This window comes from Paenibacillus sp. sgz302114, assembly GCF_056120345.1.
In genome coordinates this window covers 63317-82615 of the sequence record NZ_JBVYOI010000001.1, presented here as the reverse complement: position 1 = coordinate 82615, position 19299 = coordinate 63317, and the positions used below count along the sequence as shown (strand labels likewise).

General features: G+C 49.0%; 23 protein-coding genes and 1 pseudogene. 16 read left to right on the top strand and 8 right to left on the bottom strand.

Going from position 1 to position 19299, the window contains the following annotated elements; translation table 11 throughout:
- Nucleotides 1–80 precede the first annotated feature (80 nt).
- The 3 genes from AC0LWF_RS00370 to AC0LWF_RS00360 form a co-directional block, all read right to left on the bottom strand.
- Nucleotides 81–1679, bottom strand: a complete 1599-nt coding sequence (locus AC0LWF_RS00370; protein ID WP_474649599.1) for a xylulokinase — start codon at nt 1677–1679, stop codon at nt 81–83.
- Between the two features lie 49 nt (nt 1680–1728).
- Entirely contained in the window at nt 1729–2421 is a 693-nt protein-coding gene (gene araD, locus AC0LWF_RS00365; RefSeq protein ID WP_474649598.1) for an L-ribulose-5-phosphate 4-epimerase, read from the bottom strand.
- Nucleotides 2422–2518: 97 nt separating this feature from the next.
- Entirely contained in the window at nt 2519–3613 is a 1095-nt protein-coding gene (locus tag AC0LWF_RS00360; RefSeq protein ID WP_474649597.1) for a GntR family transcriptional regulator, read from the bottom strand.
- Nucleotides 3614–3821: 208 nt separating this feature from the next.
- Here AC0LWF_RS00360 and AC0LWF_RS00355 point away from each other — a divergent pair, with 208 nt between their 5' ends.
- Nucleotides 3822–4544, top strand: coding sequence for a hypothetical protein (locus AC0LWF_RS00355; protein WP_474649596.1), 723 nt, complete (start codon nt 3822–3824; stop codon nt 4542–4544).
- Between the two features lie 211 nt (nt 4545–4755).
- Here AC0LWF_RS00355 and AC0LWF_RS00350 read toward each other — a convergent pair whose 3' ends face one another.
- Nucleotides 4756–5055: a WGxxGxxG family protein gene (locus AC0LWF_RS00350; protein ID WP_474649595.1), complete on the bottom strand. Its 300-nt coding sequence runs from the start codon at nt 5053–5055 to the stop codon at nt 4756–4758.
- Between the two features lie 426 nt (nt 5056–5481).
- On the opposite strand from AC0LWF_RS00350, the pseudogene AC0LWF_RS00345 reads away from it, so the two are divergent.
- From AC0LWF_RS00345 to cyoD, 6 genes and pseudogenes are all read left to right on the top strand, one after another.
- Nucleotides 5482–5607: pseudogene (locus tag AC0LWF_RS00345) on the top strand (manganese catalase family protein); the annotation flags it as partial.
- Nucleotides 5608–5798: 191 nt separating this feature from the next.
- The gene (locus tag AC0LWF_RS00340) at nt 5799–6047 is read left to right on the top strand and encodes a hypothetical protein (protein WP_474649594.1); all 249 of its coding nucleotides are present in this window, start codon (nt 5799–5801) and stop codon (nt 6045–6047) included.
- A 162-nt stretch (nt 6048–6209) separates the two neighbouring features.
- Nucleotides 6210–7250, top strand: a complete 1041-nt coding sequence (locus tag AC0LWF_RS00335) for a ubiquinol oxidase subunit II (protein WP_474649593.1) — start codon at nt 6210–6212, stop codon at nt 7248–7250.
- Nucleotides 7251–7264: 14 nt separating this feature from the next.
- Complete coding sequence (locus tag AC0LWF_RS00330) at nt 7265–9235, top strand: cbb3-type cytochrome c oxidase subunit I (protein WP_474649592.1); 1971 nt, start codon at nt 7265–7267, stop codon at nt 9233–9235.
- Nucleotides 9235–9849, top strand: a complete 615-nt coding sequence (gene cyoC / locus AC0LWF_RS00325; protein WP_474649591.1) for a cytochrome o ubiquinol oxidase subunit III — start codon at nt 9235–9237, stop codon at nt 9847–9849. Before AC0LWF_RS00330 ends, cyoC begins: the two co-directional genes overlap by 1 nt.
- Before the next feature lies 1 nt (nt 9850).
- Nucleotides 9851–10192, top strand: a complete 342-nt coding sequence (gene cyoD, locus AC0LWF_RS00320; protein ID WP_474649590.1) for a cytochrome o ubiquinol oxidase subunit IV — start codon at nt 9851–9853, stop codon at nt 10190–10192.
- Between the two features lie 86 nt (nt 10193–10278).
- Here the strand turns inward: cyoD and AC0LWF_RS00315 are convergent, their stop codons facing one another.
- Complete coding sequence (locus AC0LWF_RS00315; protein ID WP_474650437.1) at nt 10279–10833, bottom strand: DoxX family membrane protein; 555 nt, start codon at nt 10831–10833, stop codon at nt 10279–10281.
- Nucleotides 10834–11103: 270 nt separating this feature from the next.
- Between AC0LWF_RS00315 and AC0LWF_RS00310 the strand changes: the two genes are divergently transcribed.
- The 3 genes from AC0LWF_RS00310 to AC0LWF_RS00300 are packed head-to-tail and all read left to right on the top strand — an operon-like array spanning nt 11104 to nt 13370.
- The gene (locus AC0LWF_RS00310; RefSeq protein WP_474649589.1) at nt 11104–11568 is read left to right on the top strand and encodes a GAF domain-containing protein; all 465 of its coding nucleotides are present in this window, start codon (nt 11104–11106) and stop codon (nt 11566–11568) included.
- Nucleotides 11569–11614: 46 nt separating this feature from the next.
- A complete protein-coding gene (locus AC0LWF_RS00305) occupies nt 11615–12268 on the top strand; it encodes a response regulator transcription factor (RefSeq protein ID WP_474649588.1) in 654 nt (217 codons plus the stop codon).
- On the top strand, nt 12261–13370 hold the full coding sequence (locus AC0LWF_RS00300; RefSeq protein ID WP_474649587.1) for a PAS domain-containing sensor histidine kinase: 1110 nt from the start codon (nt 12261–12263) through the stop codon (nt 13368–13370). The genes AC0LWF_RS00305 and AC0LWF_RS00300 overlap by 8 nt, the downstream gene beginning before the upstream one ends.
- An 81-nt stretch (nt 13371–13451) precedes the next feature.
- On the opposite strand, the gene AC0LWF_RS00295 is transcribed toward AC0LWF_RS00300, so the two are convergent.
- Both AC0LWF_RS00295 and AC0LWF_RS00290 read right to left on the bottom strand, forming a co-directional pair.
- The gene (locus AC0LWF_RS00295) at nt 13452–14015 is read right to left on the bottom strand and encodes a hemerythrin domain-containing protein (protein WP_474649586.1); all 564 of its coding nucleotides are present in this window, start codon (nt 14013–14015) and stop codon (nt 13452–13454) included.
- A gap of 16 nt (nt 14016–14031) precedes the next feature.
- A complete protein-coding gene (locus AC0LWF_RS00290) occupies nt 14032–14571 on the bottom strand; it encodes a DoxX family protein (protein WP_474649585.1) in 540 nt (179 codons plus the stop codon).
- Nucleotides 14572–14835: 264 nt separating this feature from the next.
- Here AC0LWF_RS00290 and AC0LWF_RS00285 point away from each other — a divergent pair, with 264 nt between their 5' ends.
- Entirely contained in the window at nt 14836–15129 is a 294-nt protein-coding gene (locus tag AC0LWF_RS00285) for a hypothetical protein (RefSeq protein ID WP_474649584.1), read from the top strand.
- Here AC0LWF_RS00285 and AC0LWF_RS00280 read toward each other — a convergent pair.
- Nucleotides 15126–15677: a VanZ family protein gene (locus tag AC0LWF_RS00280; protein ID WP_474649583.1), complete on the bottom strand. Its 552-nt coding sequence runs from the start codon at nt 15675–15677 to the stop codon at nt 15126–15128. The genes AC0LWF_RS00285 and AC0LWF_RS00280 overlap by 4 nt on opposite strands.
- 239 nt (nt 15678–15916) lie before the next feature.
- Between AC0LWF_RS00280 and AC0LWF_RS00275 the strand changes: the two genes are divergently transcribed.
- The 5 genes from AC0LWF_RS00275 to AC0LWF_RS00255 all read left to right on the top strand — a co-directional run bounded on the left by AC0LWF_RS00275 (nt 15917) and on the right by AC0LWF_RS00255 (nt 18849).
- Entirely contained in the window at nt 15917–16066 is a 150-nt protein-coding gene (locus AC0LWF_RS00275; RefSeq protein ID WP_474649582.1) for a hypothetical protein, read from the top strand.
- A gap of 51 nt (nt 16067–16117) precedes the next feature.
- Nucleotides 16118–17479 (top strand): cytochrome ubiquinol oxidase subunit I, encoded by a 1362-nt coding sequence (locus AC0LWF_RS00270; protein WP_474649581.1) that lies wholly within the window; start codon nt 16118–16120, stop codon nt 17477–17479.
- A complete protein-coding gene (locus tag AC0LWF_RS00265) occupies nt 17476–18501 on the top strand; it encodes a cytochrome d ubiquinol oxidase subunit II (RefSeq protein ID WP_474649580.1) in 1026 nt (341 codons plus the stop codon). The genes AC0LWF_RS00270 and AC0LWF_RS00265 overlap by 4 nt, the downstream gene beginning before the upstream one ends.
- Nucleotides 18502–18522: 21 nt before the next feature.
- A complete protein-coding gene (gene cydS, locus AC0LWF_RS00260) occupies nt 18523–18624 on the top strand; it encodes a cytochrome bd oxidase small subunit CydS family protein (RefSeq protein WP_474649579.1) in 102 nt (33 codons plus the stop codon).
- A 78-nt stretch (nt 18625–18702) separates the two neighbouring features.
- A complete protein-coding gene (locus AC0LWF_RS00255; RefSeq protein WP_177182424.1) occupies nt 18703–18849 on the top strand; it encodes a DUF6254 family protein in 147 nt (48 codons plus the stop codon).
- The last annotated feature ends 450 nt before the right edge of the window (nt 18850–19299 follow it).

Sequence of the window (19299 nt, the reverse complement as noted above, 5' to 3'; positions counted from 1 at the left end):
CGTACATACCCCTTTCGGCTTCTAATGATCTATTGATAAGTGCTCACACTCACATAACCCAACTTGTACATACATGTCCCTTACTTAAAATTTTCCACGGCAGCTCTTTCGATCGCAAGTCCTTTGGTGTAACGCTCCATAAACGCCTCGAAGCCTGCTACATCCTTCGGATCAGGCGAAATCGTCGCACCTGCTTTTCCGGCAAACACACGCTTGCTCAAATACTCTTCCAGCGTTTCTCCATCCGACTTGCCGATCATGTAAGCTGCGAGTAGAGCAATCCCCCACGCCCCGCCTTCTCCCGCCGTTTCCATAACGGATACCGGAACATTAAGTGCACCCGCCATGATCTTCTGACCAACGCCCTCGGTTTTGAACAAGCCACCGTGACCTAGAATCTCATCCAGCTTCACATCTTCCTGCTTGAGCAATATATCCATGCCGATCTTGAGCGCGCCTAGTGCCGTAAACAAATGAACACGCATGAAATTCGCCAAGTTGAAGTTGCTATCCGACGAGCGCACGAATAAAGGGCGTCCTTCTTCAAAATGAGTCATATGCTCTCCGGAGAGATAGCCGTATGCGAGTAATCCGCCGCAATCCGCATCCCCTTCTAATGCCAGGTTGTACAAGGTGCCGTACAGCTTATCTGACTGAACGTCCATCCCCATCGCTCGCGCAAATTGGCCGAACAAGCCTACCCATTCATTCAAGTCCGACGAGCAGTTGTTGGAATGCGCCATCGCGACAAGGCTTCCCGAAGGTGTCGTAACAAGGTCAATCTCGCTATAGGCTTTGGACAATTCTTTCTCAAGCACGATCATTGCAAAAACAGACGTGCCAGCAGACACATTGCCTGTGCGCTGTTCAACGCTATTCGTTGCGACCATTCCAGTTCCCGCATCGCCCTCAGGCGGACAAAGCGGGATGCCTGCTTGCAGCTCGCCGCTTACATCAAGAAGCTTCGCCCCTTCTACTGTGAGGACACCTGCGCCATCACCAGCTGCGAGTACGGTCGGAAGAATATTTTCAAGCTTCCATGGAAGCTTCTCAGAAGCAACTAAGTCGTTAAACTGCTCCACCATCGTTGCATGATAGCTCTTCGTCTGAATGTCGATCGGGAACACACCGGATGCTTCACCAACGCCGAGCACCTTCTGACCGGTCAGCTTCCAGTGGATGTATCCTGCCAATGTGGTCAGGGAATGAATGCCCGCTACATGCTCCTCCTGATTCAGAACGGATTGATAGAGATGGGCAATGCTCCAGCGCTGCGGAATACTGAACTTAAACGTCTCACTCAGCACTTCCGAAGCCTGCTGCGTAATATTGTTCCGCCAAGTACGGAACGGTGTAAGCAGTTCGCCGGCTTCGTCAAAAGCCATATAGCCATGCATCATGCCGCTGAACCCGATAGCTCCAATTGTCTGCAGCGTTACACCGTATTTCTCCTTCACATCGTTTGCCATTTTGGCATAGCTGTCTTGTAAGCCCTTCCAAATATCTTCTAAGCTATATGTCCAGATCTGATTGACGTAGCTATTCTCCCAATCATGGCTGCCGGATGCTATCGTTTCGTGATCGTTGCCGATTAGCACCGCTTTAATCCGGGTTGAGCCAAACTCAATGCCGAGTACGGTTTTGCCGTTAATGATCGCTTCTTTCACTCCGAGACTCATTAGAATACCTCCACAGCGTATGATTGTATGATGATGAACATCCTTCTGCCTACTTCGTCTGACCGTAATAAGCCCCTGCACCATGCTTCCGTAAAAAGTGTTTGTCCAGCAGAGCCTGATCCATCGGACCGATTCCCGGATTGAGCGCAAAGGTGTGCAGCGCCATCTTGGCAACTTCCTCGAGCACAACCGCATTATGTACCGCCTCATGTGGATCTTTGCCCCAATTGAACGGCGCATGGCTGTTCACAAGCACGCTTGGCACCTGCGACGGATCACGATCCTTGAACGTCTCGACGATGACGTTGCCGGTCTCCAGCTCATAGCCGTTCTCGATTTCCTCGCGCGTCATCGGACGAGTCACCGGAACCTCGCCATAGAAATAATCGGCATGTGTCGTACCGAGCGGCGGAATCGGCCTTCCCGCTTGCGCCCAGCTTGTCGCCCATGGCGAGTGGGTATGTACGATACCGCCAATCTGTGCGAATGCTTTATAGAGGACAAGATGTGTCGGCGTATCCGAGGACGGCTTCAGCTCCCCTTCCACCTTGTTCCCCTCCAGATCGACGACGACGAGATCGCTAAGCTTCAGCTTCTCGTAAGGCACTCCGCTTGGCTTTATGACGACCAAGCCTCTCTCTCTGTCGATACCGCTAACATTGCCCCAAGTAAATGTAACGAGATTGTACTTCGGCAAATCCAGATTGGCCTCCAGCACTTCTTGCTTTAACCGTTCCAGCACAAGGTTCATCCTCTCGTCTAACTTTCTTCCTTATTCAAAGTATAAACTTGTACGTACAAATATTCCAGAACTATTTCCGTAACTGTTGAACTTGTCATTATATCCTCTGGGTAGACTCCCTAATGACCAGCTCTGGTTTATAGATTCGGGAAGCTGGAATGGACGCTCCGCCGCTCTCGATAAGCTCAAACAGCATGTTCGCAGCATCTTCCCCCATCGCCAGCTTCGGATGAGTGAGTGTCGTCAGCTTCACCTCCGTTGCCGTAGCCAGCCAGGAATCATCGAATCCAACAATGGATACATCTTGCGGAACAGTTAAGCCTGCCTTTCTAATCACCTCAAGCAGCCGAAGAGCAAGCTCATCGTTATAACAGACGAACGCCGTCGGACGCTTTCCTTCAGGACGCCCAAGCAGCTCTTCCGCGATTTCAATAACCCGCCCGGCCTTCTCCTCTGTACGATAAGAGACAACAAGGTCAGGATGAAGCTCCGCGCTTTCTTCCTGATGCGCTCGCATAAATCCTTTCAAACGGAGAACTCCTTGCAAATCATCTGTTTTAAAAAAGCCCGCGATATGACGATGCCCCAGATGAAGCAAATGCTCCGCCGCCGTAAATCCGCCTTCTTCATCGTCAATGACAAGCGTTGGGCAGCTGATCTCTGGATATCTGGCGTTAATCATTACATAGGGAATGCGCCGGTTGTTAAGGGCTAGGAAATAGGCAAGATTCGGATTTCCCTCCGCACTCTTGGTCGGCTCAATGATCAATCCGCTGAGCGGCTGACTAGTCAACATCGCGAGACTCTCCCGCTCCCTGACCTTGTCATTGTCCGTGCTGGAGAGCAGCAAGCTGTAGCCTCTGGCCCGCACAGCCGCTTCAGCTCCGCGTACGATATGCGGGAATATATAATCGGAAATGTAAGTCGTTACTAAACCAACCGTCCGTGCTTCTGCATAGTGCTCGTCCTTCGGTTTAGCAACAAACGTCCCCTTCCCTTGCATCCTGTACAATCGGCCTTCCTGCTCCAGCTCGCCGAGCGCCTGCCGCACCGTCTGCCGGCTCATCCCGAACTGCTCAGCGATCTCATTCTCGGACGGCATCTGATCGTCAGGCTGAAGCTTGCCTTTCTCGATCCAATTCGTAATCTCACTCTTAAGCTGTACATACTTAGGCAGCTGTCTCTCTTTCATCCGCTCGTCCCCTTGCTCACTTGTCTGCTCTGAATAGTATAGCATCACCTTAACTTGTATGTACATATTTTGTTTATGAGAAGTTTACAGCTGAACCAAGATTATCCAGCAATTCACGGAATAAATCCGACCACGCTACTAATAATAATCGAGGCCTTAAGGTGAGTTCCTTGGCTAAGGTAGATAATTTTAGGAGGTACAAACTAACATGAATCAATTTGAGCAGCAGAATTACAACAACGCATCTCAATCGTCCTTCACAAACGGCTACTCTAATTCAAATGCTTCCCAGCAACCGGTCATTTCCTATTTTGGCGGTTATCAGGCTCAGCAGTACGGCGGACAGCCTCAGCAAGCTTACTCACAAAGTACCTCCAGCAGCTTAGGCGGATCGGAACAGCCGGCCATCTCCCATTTTGGCGGTTATCAGGCACACAATGCACAGTATAGCGGGCAGCCACAACAATCCCATTTTAATCAATTCGCGCAAAATAATTCTCAGCCGGTTATTTCTCATTTTGGCGGCTACCAAGCACAAAATGCTCAGTACAGCGGACAGCCCCAGCAATCCCACATGCATGCATACGCGCAAACTAACACTCAACCGGTTATTTCTCATTTTGGCGGCTACCAAGCACAAAATGCTCAGTACAGTGGACAGCCCCAGCAATCCCACATGCATGCATACGCGCAAACTAACGCTCAGCCGGTTATTTCTCATTTTGGCGGCTATCAAGCTAACAATACTCAATATAGCGGACAGCCTCAGCAATCTCAGCATGCATACTCGCAAACCAACGCTCAGCAGCCGGTTATTTCCCATTTTGGCGGCTATCAAGCTAATAATGCGCAGTACAGCGGATACCCTCAGCAAGCGTCGTATCAATCTATGCAGCCTGTCATAAGCCATCTTGGATATACCAACAACTAATCCGTTGGCAAAAAAATGGACTTTCATCTCCAGTATTATGGGGATGAAAGTCCTCTTCAAAATAACATCTTATTTCTATAAACTTACCAGCTACCCGTTTACATGAAGCGTTGTATAAGACATGGATTATGTATGGAATGAAATTGGCCGCTCAACTAAGAGCGGCCTTTCGCGGTCATATATTCTATTAAGAACGATAGTTCTTCAGTTCTTAACGTGATCCATCGCGTTCACGATTGCGGCTTCTCATTCCCGCTAGGCCAATTAATCCAAGAAGACCTAGCCATCCCCAGTCCATGTCATTGTCGTTATCTGCTAAAGCTGTGGCTCTGTAGTTCCCACTGTTATTTAGTGATGTCGCGTTATAATTGTTCCTTGCCATATCGGTGCTATTTGTACGAACCCCAGTTCCGCTTCCATCTGTTGTGCTTCCGGTTGCACTCACAATGCCCATTCCCAACATCAAAGCAAAGCAACTTACAACCACAAATGTATAGAGCATTTTTCTCATTCAGCATCACACCTTTGAGTTTGATTATACTGCCGTACAAGTTTGTCCTCAATGTGACATCTTTACTCCATCGAACTGTTCCGTTCCATAACAAATTTACTGCTATCTTCTTCTAAACATAAAGGGCAGTAAGATAAATGGAACGAAGAAAAAAAAGGAAAAACCGAACATTCTACTAATCACTAGGGACAAGCCACTACATATAATAGTAATAATCAAGCTATATAAACATCCTTTACCTGACATATTACTAAAGAAGAACACTATATCCCTCCTTCATATTTTGGGGACTGACTTCCTTGCTCATGGCAATAATAAGGTTATCCATTAAGTTCAAACTTATGTGATCGAAAGGATGGAGCTGGATATTATTACTAACAAAAGGAGATTGTATCAGTAGTTCAACTACGAGGAGTGAAGCTCAGCATGTACTACTACAAGGAAGAATTAATCAATATCATCGAACCGGACCAACCAGATCCGGCAGCGGCTAAAGTACTGCAAGAAGCGTTAGGCAGCCAGTTTGGCGAAATGAGAACCATGATGCGGTTCCCCAGCTTCCGGATATGCCGAATGAGCATAGCTCTGGCTTGTACGATATGAGTCACTGATTCACCAACGAAATCCCCATATAGTTGCTTTATGTTCCATTGCATTTTCTGGAACTGGCTACTTCTCAATACATAAATTCAAGACGTACATGCAATAAACAACATACTTGTTATGAGGAAGTGAAGCGTTCAATGACGACAAAATCAGCAGCTGATCAAAAAACAGAACGAGAAGGCAACTCTCTATTCCTAACCATGAAAATTGCCGCATGGTTATCGCTTATAATCGGCGTGGCGTTGTGTCTGGTCAATTATGATGATTTCAGCGACAATAACAGATCATTAATGGCTGGCATCGGCTTTTTGGTCGGCAGTGTGTTCATCTATACAATTGGTACGGCGATCAACCTCGTGCACAAACGTAAAACTGAATCCGAATGAACAACTCCATATGGATTGAATTTGAATAAGGGCTGTTTCCAACATTATGGGAGCAGTCCTTCTTTTATGGAAATGACCTACCGCAAAATCCGCTGTAATACAGAACAGATTTCCGGGGAAAATTAAGTTAATCCGAGGTGATGTTTAGGAGATGAGGAACTTATGAATAACTCAAAGATCATGCGGCTGCACGCCACAATCGGCGTCATAGCAAGCACCATCATGCTTACATCGGGCTGCAAGTCGATGATTGTTTTCGATCCGAAGGGGCCAATCGGTTCCCAGCTGCGTGACCTGATTTATATCACGATGCTGCTTTGCTTAATTATACTGGTTCCGGTGCTGATCATTACAGCCTGGATCATCGTGCGCTTCCGCGACAAGAAGGGCAACAAAGCGCCTTACCAGCCGGTATGGTCACACAATACCAAACTAGAGATCATCTGGTGGAGTATCCCGATCATTGTCATCTTGATCTTGGCCATTGTGACTGCACGATACACGTATGCGGTGGATCCGGCAAAACCGATCAAATCCGACAAGAAGGCGATTACGATCCAGGCAACGTCACTGGACTGGAAGTGGCTGTTCCAGTATCCGGAGCAAGGCATCGCAACCGTCAACTATTTGGTCATTCCGGAGAAGACGCCGATTAAGTTCGAGCTAACCTCGGACGGACCGATGAACTCGTTCTGGGTGCCGCAGCTTGGAGGGATGATCTACACGATGTCCGGCATGGCGACTACGATGTATCTGCAAGCCGATGAGACCGGTAATTATATGGGCACAGGAGCTAACTTCACGGGGCGTGATTTCGCCAAAATGGGCTTTACCGCGAAAACAACCTCGCAGACGGATTTCGATAAATGGGTGTCTGAAACGAAGGCAAGCGGGAACGCGCTATCCGAAGATGGGTATCAGAATCTTGCAAAGCCCGGGACTTCTGACCGGATGACGTTTGCTTCTATCCCGTCAGGCTTGTTCGAGAGAATTGTCCATGTCTACTCCATGAGCCGCGGCGCACCACCGGGATACACCCAGAAAGCACAGACACTCAGTGGAGAAAAAGCAACCGAAAAATCAGAAGGCGGTCAGCTGCCGCCTGGCAATAACGCACAGAAGGATTCCCCCGACGTAGGCAGCTTCGGCTCCGGGCATTCCTATCATAAATTGGACAACAAGCATATGTATCATGGCAAATGAGAGGAGAGGCTTCCGTGATTGACCAAATAACAGATTTCGTCTCGTGGTTCTTTGTCACGGGTGATCCGTTGATTTACGGTGCGGATGTGGCGATTGCGCTGACGACCGCGGCGATCGTCTTCGTGCTCAGCTATTTTGGCAAATGGGGCTGGCTGTGGCGGGAATGGCTGACGACTGTCGATCATAAACGCGTCGGGATTATGTACATCATCGCTGCGCTGCTAATGATGTTCCGCGGCGGCGTCGATGCGCTCTTGATGCGAACGCAGCTCGCTTTTCCCGATATGAAATTTCTATCGCCTGAGCACTACAACGAGGTATTCACTACGCATGGCGTCATCATGATTCTGTTCATGGCGATGCCGCTTATGTTCGGCTTATTCAACATCGCGGTACCGCTGCAGCTAGGCGCGCGCGACGTCGCTTTCCCGTTCTTGAACTCGCTTAGCTTCTGGCTGTTCTTCTTCGGCGCGATGCTATTCAATATGTCATTCGTCATCGGCGGCTCGGCGAATGCCGGTTGGCTGTCTTATCCGCCGCTCTCGGAGATGACGGGCAGCCCGGGCGTAGGCGAAGACTTCTACATCTGGGGCGTTCAAATTTCCGGTATTGGATCGTTGATGACCGGAATTAACTTTATCGTTACCATTGTCAAAATGCGCGCTCCCGGAATGACCTGGTCGAGGGTGCCGATCTTTACGTGGTCGGTACTCTCCAGCTGCATCGCGATTATAGTCGCGTTCCCTGTCCTGACGGTCACGCTGGCGCTGCTGTTCCTGGACCGTTTTCTGGGAGCGCATTTCTTCACGATGGACGGCGGCGGCAACGCCATGATGTACGTCAACTTGATATGGATGTGGGGCCATCCGGAGGTGTATATCGTCGTTCTGCCAGCCTTCGGCATTTTCTCGGAGGTTGTTGCGACCTTCTCGAAGAAGCGCTTGTTTGGCTACGGATCCATGGTGTTTGCGATGTTGAGCATCAGTCTCATGGCGTACTTCACATGGCTCCATCACTTCTTCACGATGGGTTCAGGCGCCAACGTCAATATTTTCTTCGCGATCTCAACGATGATCATTGCGATTCCGACTGGCGTAAAAATATTCAACTGGCTGTTCACGATGTTCCGCGGCCGGATTTCGCTCCAAACACCGATGCTATGGACGATCGGATTCATTCCGTGCTTCGTCGTCGGCGGCATGACCGGCGTGATGCTCTCGGTAGCACCTGCGGATTTCCAGTTCCATAACAGCTATTTCCTAATTGCTCACTTCCATCAGGTACTTATCGGCGGGGTCGCTTTCGGCTACTTTGCAGGCTTGTATTATTGGTGGCCTAAGATGTTCGGCTTCAAGCTGAATGAAACGATCGGCAAATGGGCGTTCTGGATATGGAACATCGGCTTCTATGTCTGCTTTATGCCGCAGTATGTTATCGGCCTCGACGGCATGACTCGACGGCTCAATTCATACGGCTGGGACACAGGCTGGTGGGCATACAACTTCACGTCAACCATCGGCGGCTTCCTCATGGGCATCGGCTTCTTGTTCCAGGTGTGGCAGATCGCGCATAGCATCAAGTTTATGGAGAAGGACACGACTGGCGATCCGTGGGGAGCCCGCACATTGGAATGGTCGATTCCATCACCAGCGCCGCTCTATAACTTCGCGACTACCCCTCTCGTTACAGACCGAGACGATTGGTGGGAAGAGAAGGAACGCATCGCCGCAGGGACAATGCCCAAGGAGAAGCCGAAGCTCGAGCCTATTCATATGCCGAAAAATTCGCCGATTCCTTTTATCCAATCTATCTGTTGGTTTACAGTCGGCTTCGGTCTTGTGTTTCACTGGCTCTGGATCGCGATTCCCGGCTTCATCGGCATTGCGCTAACGATGCTCGCACATTCGTTCAACTACGATACCGATTACTATATACCTGTAGATGAAATCAAGCGCACGGAAGCAAAGGCAGGGAGGGTTGTCTGATGGCGCACGCTCACAATCATAGTTTGACGCACGAGGGCGGCCATGATGGTCATCATGATCTGGAGGAGCTTAGAAAATTCGGCTTCTGGATATTCCTGATCACCGACTGTATCTTGTTCGCTACTCTGTTTGCAACCTTTCTCGTCATTCACGAGAATACGGCAGGCGGGCCAGGGGCCAAAGAAATCTTCGAATTGCCAGGCGTCATCGTCGAAACGTTCATCCTTCTGACGAGCAGCTTCACAAGCGGTCTAGCTGTGCTCGCCATGAATGCGGGCAGCCGAAAGGGACTGTTAGGCTGGCTTGTTGTAACGATCCTGCTCGGTGCCTGCTTTATCGGCATGGAAGTGACTGAGTTTCTGAAGCTTGTACACGAAGGGCATACGATTCATTCCAGTGCGTTTCTGTCCGGCTTCTTCACGCTTGTTGGTACGCATGGGCTGCATGTCTCACTAGGCATCTGCTGGATCACCGCGCTGATCATCCAGCTAACCCGTCATGGCATTACACCGGTCACACAGCGAAAAGTACATATTACAAGCTTGTATTGGCACTTTCTTGACGCTGTCTGGATCTTCGTCTTCACGTTCGTTTATTTAATGGGGGTGATGTGACATGGCGCAAAATCATACAATCGGAGGACACGGAAATCACGGAGGCCATGCTGAGCACCATGGCTCACTGAGGGAATATGTTATAGGATTTCTACTGTCCATAATCCTGACTGTTATCCCGATACTTGCTGTCGTGGATGATTGGATGGGGAGGACAGCGACGATCATCTTACTGCTGGCCACGGCGGTTTTGCAATTTGCGGTGCAGCTGCTATTCTTCATGCACTTGAGAGAAGAGAAAGGGCCGCGTTATAACCTCGTAACGCTCATTCTCGGGTTGATCATCGTCATTGTGGTCATCTACGGTTCCATATGGGTTATGGATCACAATAAGATGTATTAGAAAGTATATACCAATCGTGGTATTCTCCCCCTCATGGTTGACAGTGACCGTAGGGGGTTTTTGCATGGAGATTAAGAGACAAACGATTAATCGTTATGATGAGGCACCTGCACATGGCCTTTCTTCGTAAAATGGCCTGCTGCTCTACGGAATATAGGAGTGAATCCTTTATGAACCAATGGAAGGATATAATGATCCAGACCGAATTTGCCTGCATTGCTGCCCGCTGCGACGATGAAGAAACCAAGCAAGATGAGCCATGGATTCATCGATACAGTGCCTGCAAACAGATAAACAAAGTTCATCATCAAGCCGAAGAGCATTGCGGTGGCCGTTAACGCGCCGAGCAACAGTCCCGCTCCTACCAGCAGTTCACCCCATGGGACGAGGATATTGAACAATTTGAGATTCGGTAATGCAATGTGCTCTAGAAAAGCTATAAAGCGAGGATAAACCGCCTCATGAGACTGGCTGTCCAAGACCGGCTTCGCGATTGCCCCTCGGATATAGCCTCCCGCATCAAATGCTTTACTGCCGCTAATCTTATGCCAGCCTGCCGACAGCCATTCCCAACCGACATAGAACCGAACCAAGGTTAACAAGACCGCCGCGTACCGATTTCCTCTTAGCCACTTCATCATCCCGACCAGCTCCTCTTCATTTGCTGATCTCATCATACCGCCGGAGCTCTCTTCTTGTTATCGGGAGAAACACGGTTTATTAGCGTATGAAATCCTGAATAAAGCTTCAGGAAAAAAACGCTCTTCGCACTTGCTTCCCTTACGATGAGGAAATCTTAACCGATCCTAGATTCAGGGGATTCCCTGACTTACAAATCCGTTAGAAATCGATATACTATAGTAGCCAAATTACACGCCCTAAGCTTTTGCGAAGAGAGGTGAGTACACGAAATGGGCCCTTTACAAGAACAAATCATAGCTGAATTATATAAGGTGCGTATGGCCGCGAAGAGCGATTATTTGGGATTGGCCGTGAAAGAGGAAGAGCCAAACCGTATCCGATGGGCCTTTGCCTCGGGAAATCAAAGCGAGCGGTATAAGGATCTGCTCATTCGACCCGGCCGCGACATATCGGGTCTGGTCATGAAGCTCGGACGCCCCGTCATCGTCGATGTAACGATGCTGGCCGCGGAGAGAAAACGGCTACAGCTCGAATATACCATCATGCTCGTGGAGCAATTGCAGACCGCCCTGGCCGTGCCCATCACAAGATACGGCGAAGCTCACGGGGCGCTCTTGATTGGGGAACGAAGCGATCGACTATATAACAAGAACGATTTAGCCTTAGTCATGCTTGCCGCGGAGCGGATTGCTTCGCTGCTCGCTCGAATGAACGGCGAGGAGCTTAGAAAATAGTTAGGCAGAATTCCTTCATATCATTGAGAAAAACAGGAGGAATATCATGATAAAAATAGTAATCGTAGACGATCACGCAATCGTTCGATCGGGATTGATGACGCTATTAAACGCGAACGGCAGCATGGAGGTCATCGAGGAAGCCGCGGATGGCGATGAAGGCATTGCCAAGGCGCTTAGCCTTGCACCGGATGTCGTGCTCATGGATTTAAGCATGCCTTACGGCAAAGACGGCCTGACAGCGACCGCCGAGTTGAAGAAGCTTCTTCCATCATGTGCCATCCTTGTGCTGACCATGCATGATGACGATGAATACTTGTTCCGAGCGATTCATGCCGGCGCATCCGGATATATTTTGAAGAATGCGCCTCACGAGGAATTGATTTGCGCGATTCAAACGGTCGCTCAAGGGGATGCTTACCTCTATCCGACCGCAACCAAACGGCTCATGAGCGAATACTTGGACAAAGCTAAGCGTGGCGAAACTTCGAACTCGTTCGATTCCTTATCAGATCGTGAAAAAGAGATTTTAGGCTGGATTGCCAAAGGCTACTCCAATAAGGAAATCGCTGAACACTTGATCATTAGCGTAAAGACGGTAGAATCGCATAAGAGCAATCTGATGGAGAAGCTCAGCTTGAAAACAAGACCGGAATTGGTCAAATTCGCGATGAAGAAAGGGCTGTTGAACTTTGAATAAAGAAGTAAACAGATTTTTCTCCTCGGTAATCGGCCAGAATGTGGGTGAGCTCCTCGAGCAAATCGGCGCCCAGCTGGAAGAAGCCCCGTTCCGCTATCATCTCCAGCAATCGCTCAAACAGCTGAACGATCTCCGGTTCGCGTTGGATGAATCCTCAATCGTCGCCGTGACAGATGCGAGTGGTATCATTCTCTACGTGAACGACAAATTTTGCGAGATCTCCAAATATGCCCGCGAGGAGCTGCTGGGAAAGGATCATCGAATCATCAATTCGGGAAACCATGACAAAGCTTTCTTCCGCGATCTCTGGAGCACAATTTCTTCCGGTCAAGTGTGGAGAGGCGACATTCGAAACAAAGCAAAGGACGGCACCTATTACTGGGTGAACACCACCATCGTCCCTTTCTTGAATGAATCTGGAAAGCCCTATCAATACTTAGCTATTCGCAACGAAGTAACGGAACTTAAACGAATCGAGGAAGAGCTGAAGCTTCTGATGATGCAGGTCATACACATACAGGAAGAAGAACGAAAGCGCATTTCCCGCGAGCTGCACGACGGCATAGGCCAGAACATGTTCTCCCTCCTTATTCAGTTGGACCGTATCATTGCGGAGAAAGGCAGTCCCGAGCTGGAACGGCTTCGCCGTACCGTTTCCTCGATTATGGAGGAGGTTCGCAGCCTGTCCTGGGAGCTGCGCCCGTCAGTGCTTGACGATTTGGGCGTCGTCCCCGCCATCCGTACGTATATCGAGAATTTTATCCAGCATTTTGCCATACAGGTCAATTTCGAATCCAATTTGCGCCAACGTCTGAACGCCCTGAGCGAAACGACCATCTACCGCGTCATTCAGGAAGCGTTGACGAATATTAGCAAATATGCGGATGTCTCTGCCGCAGAGGTCCTGATCATTGAATCCGATAACCAAGTTGAAGTTCAAATTATCGATTCCGGGAAAGGGTTTATCCGCAATCATGACAAGAAGGGAGTCGGCTTGTTCAGCATGGAGGAACGTGCCAGAAGCGTCGGCGGAGAGCTAACGATTGATTCCGTACTGGGTCAGGGCACACGAGTCGTCCTGATTTGTCCCAAATCGTTCTAGACCTTAAGGAGCGCCAGCTGTTCGCTGGCGCTCCTCATTCATTTCGACCTTATTTATTCAGAGCCTTCGTCCATCGCCTCATCATGCCTTCTTCGCGATTGAGCCGCTATCGTCTTTTGTCTCCAGCTTATCTACTGCCTGTTGAAGAATGAGCAGTTGCTCGACCTTGAAATACTCGGTTAACAAAATCAACCCTTCCCGCAAGTACGATATCGTTCGATTCAGCTCTTTCTTGGTCATTTGCTCGCATCCAGCTTCCGACATATCAATAAACATCTTCAGATAGGATCGTGCCGAGCAAAAATATTGCTCCATCAGCAGGGAAGAGAAACGAAACGACGGAACGGCTTCTTCCTCCGTGAAGCTTGAAGCCAAGCATGGGAACAGTTGCTCATCTTCGCTTGCGACATGCCGCTCCATCTTCTTGACGAATTCACGGACGCGCTCCCGCAGCGCTTGAATCATCTCCCTCCGATCCTCATCCTTGAAGCCGCCGTTGCCGTCCTCACTGGATACCTCTATATAGAACTGGTTGAATTGCTGCGCCAGCGCGAAGTGCTCGGATTGAAAAGTTTCGAGCAGCTGGAGCAGTGCCGACGATTGGACCTGACCTGACACCTGTTTCTCCGACTCCACATGCTTCACGTCCCCTTTCTCCGCTTCATTGCATAGGCATTTTTTTATACTTCGTCTTGCCGTTCGCTTGATGGAGTCGATTAACGGTTTGCCGGATAAACGGCAGTATATACAAATCCGCCCCGAACCGTCCCGCGTTCGCTCCCGCAACGAGAATAATGGCGCCAAGCAGCACGAGCCAAGGATTCATCGAAACTGTTCCTGCGAACATAAACATGAAATTCATCATCAGAGCGAAGAATGCAGCCGCTGTTGTCAATCCGCCGACAATTAGCCCCAAGCCAATCAGAAATTCACCCCACGGCACAAGGAAGTTAAACAGTCCAACATGCGGCAGCGCAATATGGGAGAGAAACCAGACGAAGTTGGGATAGATGCTCTCATGGGTCCCCATATCGACTACAGGCTTGTTAATCGCTCCCTGAATGAAGCCTGCTGCATCGAATGCCTTATCTCCCGTCAGTTTATGCCAGCCGGCCGTTATCCACTCCCAACCAACATAAAGCCTAAGCAAGGTAAGCAAAACGGCTGCGTAGCGGTTCCCTCTAAGCCAATTCATAATCATTCCAACCAGCTCCTCATGTTCTATTTGTCTTCATCATAACGGCGCTGGAAGCTGTTTGTTATCGGGATAACTACTGATTTGTCAAGGCTGATTTCCTGATCTTTGGTCTAAGGAAATTCGGAGAATTCCATATCGATGTTCTTATCGGGGGGTAAGGAAGTTCCCGCCGGAAAGATCAGGAAGTTTCCCGATAAACAAAGCAGCGGGCTGCGGGATAAGATGGAGCTATGAGGTTCTAAAAAACAATAGGAGCTGATTATTGCCTTGAAAAAAGAAATGATCGTTCACTTTAGAGTTATTTATCGCAACAAAACATCATCGTTAAGAGGCCTTATTTTCTTGGAGGAAAACCAAATACCAACTTTAAATGATTATGAAAAATGTCTAAAAGAATGCGGACATGACGTGATATTGATAGATGCAAAGCACGCCATATTCAAAGCATATAGACAAGGAGAGGAATACCTAATCCACATCTTGCATGAAGAGAAAGCAAGTTTTATGGATTTAGCCATCGAAAATATAGCTAAAAAAGCCGATACGGTATGGCAAGCTTAAAATCTCATTTTGATCATAAATAAATAATAGTAGATAACTGGTAATCCTACGATCACAGATAGTACTGTAATTGCAGTTTTCACTCTCTTCTTATCTCGTAGTATAAAGAGTAAAAACTTATATGCTAATATGCCAATCCATCCTCCTAAACCATTTAAAAGGACATCATCGATATCTGCTGATCCAATGCCTAATAGCCCCTGAATGATTTCAACAAATCCACTCGCAATACCGATAACGATCAGATTGGATACGATTCTTTTATTGTGCTTGAATAATGCCAAATATACGCCAACGGGAATAAAAATAAAGACATTGCCAGCCACATTGCCAAAAGCGAATTTCTTCAAATTAGCAGAGCTGCCAGATATGAATTCACTTATGCTAAAGAAAGGGATGAGATTGACTGACCTAACTCCAGTCCTTTGGCTATTGAATAACTCCATAATCGAAACTCTCGATAAGAACAATATTTTAATAAGCAAAACTAAGTAACAGATGAAAACTCCATATAAAATGATTGTTTCTATTCGTTCTCGTTTATTCATAATATCTCCCTTTTTGGAATTGCGCCTATTCCAACATTTTAGAGTCGGCAAGGCAGATCTGTCTACTTTATATCCTCGCTCGTTTCGTTTTCGTTTTCGGTTTCGTTTAATTAATTTAAGTAGCTGTCACAACTCAGAAATAAACAATTCAAACCTTCGACACAACTATTGTGAAAATAATCACAAACATTGATTATAATGAAAGCATAACCAATTGAACCGAAGGTAGGGATGCGCGAATGAGCAGCAGTAATCGAGACCTGCACGATCCGATAGACCAAAGTCAAAGCCGCAAACGCATTGCCAAACAAGAGAAAAGACTCATCCTGCTTTGTATCTGCGTCTCCGTTATTATGCTGCTGTCGCTGTCCCGTTACGTATTTGAATAGATTTTCACACATCACAATAGCTCATCACCAATATCCTGGGAGGGATAGCACATGCACGCACTGTTAAGCAGCTACGATCCAGTTATGTACAGCCGCGTATTGACGGGGCTTACGCTCGCTTTCCACATTATTTTTGCAACAATTGGCGTTGGGGTGCCGCTTATGATCGCACTTGCAGAGTGGATCGGCATTCGGCGCAATGATGAGCATTACTTGCTGATGGCAAGACGTTGGGCGCGAGGCTTCGTCATTACGGTTGCAGTCGGCGTCGTGACGGGAACGGCGATTGGGCTTCAGCTCAGCTTGCTCTGGCCAAGCTTCATGCGCGTCGCGGGTCAATCGATCGCGTTGCCGCTGTTTATGGAAACCTTTGCATTCTTCTTTGAAGCGATCTTCCTCGGGATCTACCTGTACACGTGGGATCGGTTCAAGAGCAAGCTTACGCACTTCTGGCTGCTCATTCCCGTCGTCATCGGCTCCTCCGCCTCGGCTTTCTTCATTACTGTCGTGAATGCGTTCATGAATGCGCCGGCTGGCGTTTCCGTCAAGGATGGCAAAATCACCGATATTTCGCCGTTCGGCGCTATGCTCAGCCCTGCAATGCCGACGAAAGTATCGCATGTTCTCGTCACCGCATACTTAACTTGCGCGTTCGTTCTTGCTGCCATCGCCGCTTGGTCGCTCTTGATGGGCCGGAATCATGTGTACTATAAGAAAGCGCTCAAGCTGACGATGGTTGCAGCGTTCGTCTTCTTGATCTCAAGCGCTGTTATCGGCGACTTGTCAGGCAAGTATCTGGCGAAATATCAGCCGGAGAAGCTCGCTGCGATGGAATGGCATTTCGATACGACGAAGCAAGCGCCGCTCGTCCTTGGCGGTATATTGACGGACAACAACGAGATCAAGTATGGGCTCAAAATCCCTTTTGCCCTCAGCATCCTGGCTCACGGCGTGCCGAATGCGGAAGTGACTGGACTGAACGATATTCCGGCTGACGAACAGCCGCCGCTTTATATTCACTATCTGTTCGATCTCAAGATGGGCTTCGTCTCGCTCATGGTCCTCATCGCAGGTGCATTCATGGTGCTGCTATGGCGGAAGCGCGAACGGGTCTACGAGAACAAGTGGCTTCTGCGCGGCATTATCCTTGCAGCTCCGCTCGCGATGATGACCATCGAGCATGGCTGGATCTTCTCGGAGGTCGGCCGCCAGCCTTGGCTGCTCCGCGGCATTATGCGGACCGAAGATGGCGCGACGGTCTCGGAACATGTGGATACGATGCTCTATGTATTCGCAGCGCTCTACGTTGTGCTTGCCTTCTCTTCCGTAACGGTGCTGATCCGGATGTTCCGCAGCAATCGTGCCGAGGATGAAATTGCCGCCAAAGGAATCGAAGGAGGCAGCGAGCTATGAGCTATGAAGTGCTTGGGATCACCGTATTATGGATCTTCCTGTTTGGTTATTTAATTATCGCTTCAATTGATTTTGGCGCCGGATTCTTCAGCTATTACAGCACCATTACGGGCAAACGCCATCTGATCAACAACATCATTGAACGCTACTTGTCGCCGGTATGGGAAGTAACGAACGTCTTCCTGGTGTTCTTCTTCGTCGGCATAGTCGGCTTCTTCCCGGACACCGCCTACTATTATGGCACCGCCCTGCTCGTACCGGGCAGTATCGCTGTCATTCTGCTAGCGATCCGGGGCTCTTACTATGCGTTCAATACGTATGGCGTGAACAAAAATAACCGGTTCTACATGCTGCTCTACGGCGCCAGCGGATTGCTCATCCCGGCAGCGCTCTCGACGGTTATGACGATTTCCGAAGGCGGCTACATTGAAGTTAGCGATTCGGGCAAAGTGACGTTCCTCGTGCGAAAATTGTTCGCGAGCACGTACTCGTGGTCCGTCGTTCTGCTCGCGCTCGTCAGCGTGCTATACATCTCCGCGATGTTTCTCAGCTACTATGCGGATCGCGCGAATGACCGCGGCGCCTTCGAGGTCGTGCGCAAATATGCGCTTGCTTGGAGCGGCCCGACGATACTAAGCAGCCTGCTCGTCTTCTTCGCGATCCGCGGCCATAACGCGGAGCATTTTGACCGAATGACCGAGCACGCACCGATGTTCGTTGTCTCGTTCGCTTGCTTCTTGGTCGCTGTCTACCATGTATGGACGCGCAAACGGCTTGGCTTATCGTTTATTTTTGTCATTCTGCAGTTCGGCTTCGCGTTCTTCGGTTACGGCTCAGCCCACTTACCCTATATTCTGTACCCATATCTAACAATTCATGATAATTTCACTAGCCAGCCGATGGCAATCGCGCTTGTGTCGGTCTTCATCCTCGGCTTGCTGTTGCTTATTCCGTCGCTTTATCTGCTGCTCCGACTCTTCCTCTTCGATACGAAGTACGTGCAGGGCAAACGGGGCAAATAATCCGCCAGGGAGGCATGCTTTATGGAAAATTTTCTGATCTTCGTCGCACCGCTGCTCGTGGTCGCTTTATCCCTTGGCTTCCTATTCTGGTGGGGCGCGAAGACACCTCGGAAAAAGTCATAACAATCGGCATAATCGCACACGCTAACCAGGCAGTCCCGAGCAATACGACTATGACCTGTTAGCAAAGGAGAATTACCGATGACATCCTCGAAGAATCGCCGTGAGAACGCCTGGAAAAGCCGCAAGCAGAACCAGAAGCCGCATGGCGAAGTAAAGTCGCTCGCCGAGCTTGATCAGGAAGGCGGCCAGAGCTCGACCGGCTATAGTAAGCCGGAGCAGTGGTAGCTTAGGCAGCGAATCGCTATTCGAACGGAAGGGACCTTGCACCTGTGGGTGCAAGGTCTTTTTCGTTTCCCTCGCATATGCTAAAGGTTGCAAAGAGTGTTATTAGACATTTTCGGGCGAGGAATGCATCGAAATTACCAAATAACCTCTCTGGGAACCGTTAGATTTTGAGAAGGGTTACTGTTGTGCCAATAAGCATTGTGACAACCGTTAGCCGTAATCAGTCAATCTTGTTCCAAACAAAAACGACCATGCACCGCGAAGCGCATGGTCGTTTTTCTGCTCCTTTGAACTGCATGCGGTCTGGGTCTTTGCTTTAACCGAAGGGCAAAAAGCGGAGAGGACGATATCGATTGTGGAGAAGCGTCAGCGTTCGCCTAGGCGAAATAATATGTGTTGTCAAAATTACGCATATCATTTGCGCCTTTGTCCCCGAATTTCCACCGCTAA

Coding starts and splice junctions, on each gene's coding strand:
- AC0LWF_RS00370 (WP_474649599.1), bottom strand. CDS start 1,679: ATGAGTCTCGGAGTGAAAGAAGCGATCATTAACGGCAAAACCGTACTC.
- AC0LWF_RS00360 (WP_474649597.1), bottom strand. CDS start 3,613: ATGAAAGAGAGACAGCTGCCTAAGTATGTACAGCTTAAGAGTGAGATT.
- AC0LWF_RS00355 (WP_474649596.1), top strand. CDS start 3,822: ATGAATCAATTTGAGCAGCAGAATTACAACAACGCATCTCAATCGTCC.
- AC0LWF_RS00350 (WP_474649595.1), bottom strand. CDS start 5,055: ATGAGAAAAATGCTCTATACATTTGTGGTTGTAAGTTGCTTTGCTTTG.
- AC0LWF_RS00340 (WP_474649594.1), top strand. CDS start 5,799: ATGACGACAAAATCAGCAGCTGATCAAAAAACAGAACGAGAAGGCAAC.
- AC0LWF_RS00335 (WP_474649593.1), top strand. CDS start 6,210: ATGAATAACTCAAAGATCATGCGGCTGCACGCCACAATCGGCGTCATA.
- cyoC (WP_474649591.1), top strand. CDS start 9,235: ATGGCGCACGCTCACAATCATAGTTTGACGCACGAGGGCGGCCATGAT.
- cyoD (WP_474649590.1), top strand. CDS start 9,851: ATGGCGCAAAATCATACAATCGGAGGACACGGAAATCACGGAGGCCAT.
- AC0LWF_RS00315 (WP_474650437.1), bottom strand. CDS start 10,833: ATGATGAAGTGGCTAAGAGGAAATCGGTACGCGGCGGTCTTGTTAACC.
- AC0LWF_RS00310 (WP_474649589.1), top strand. CDS start 11,104: ATGGGCCCTTTACAAGAACAAATCATAGCTGAATTATATAAGGTGCGT.
- AC0LWF_RS00305 (WP_474649588.1), top strand. CDS start 11,615: ATGATAAAAATAGTAATCGTAGACGATCACGCAATCGTTCGATCGGGA.
- AC0LWF_RS00290 (WP_474649585.1), bottom strand. CDS start 14,571: ATGATTATGAATTGGCTTAGAGGGAACCGCTACGCAGCCGTTTTGCTT.
- AC0LWF_RS00280 (WP_474649583.1), bottom strand. CDS start 15,677: ATGAATAAACGAGAACGAATAGAAACAATCATTTTATATGGAGTTTTC.
- AC0LWF_RS00275 (WP_474649582.1), top strand. CDS start 15,917: ATGAGCAGCAGTAATCGAGACCTGCACGATCCGATAGACCAAAGTCAA.
- AC0LWF_RS00270 (WP_474649581.1), top strand. CDS start 16,118: ATGCACGCACTGTTAAGCAGCTACGATCCAGTTATGTACAGCCGCGTA.
- AC0LWF_RS00265 (WP_474649580.1), top strand. CDS start 17,476: ATGAGCTATGAAGTGCTTGGGATCACCGTATTATGGATCTTCCTGTTT.
- cydS (WP_474649579.1), top strand. CDS start 18,523: ATGGAAAATTTTCTGATCTTCGTCGCACCGCTGCTCGTGGTCGCTTTA.
- AC0LWF_RS00255 (WP_177182424.1), top strand. CDS start 18,703: ATGACATCCTCGAAGAATCGCCGTGAGAACGCCTGGAAAAGCCGCAAG.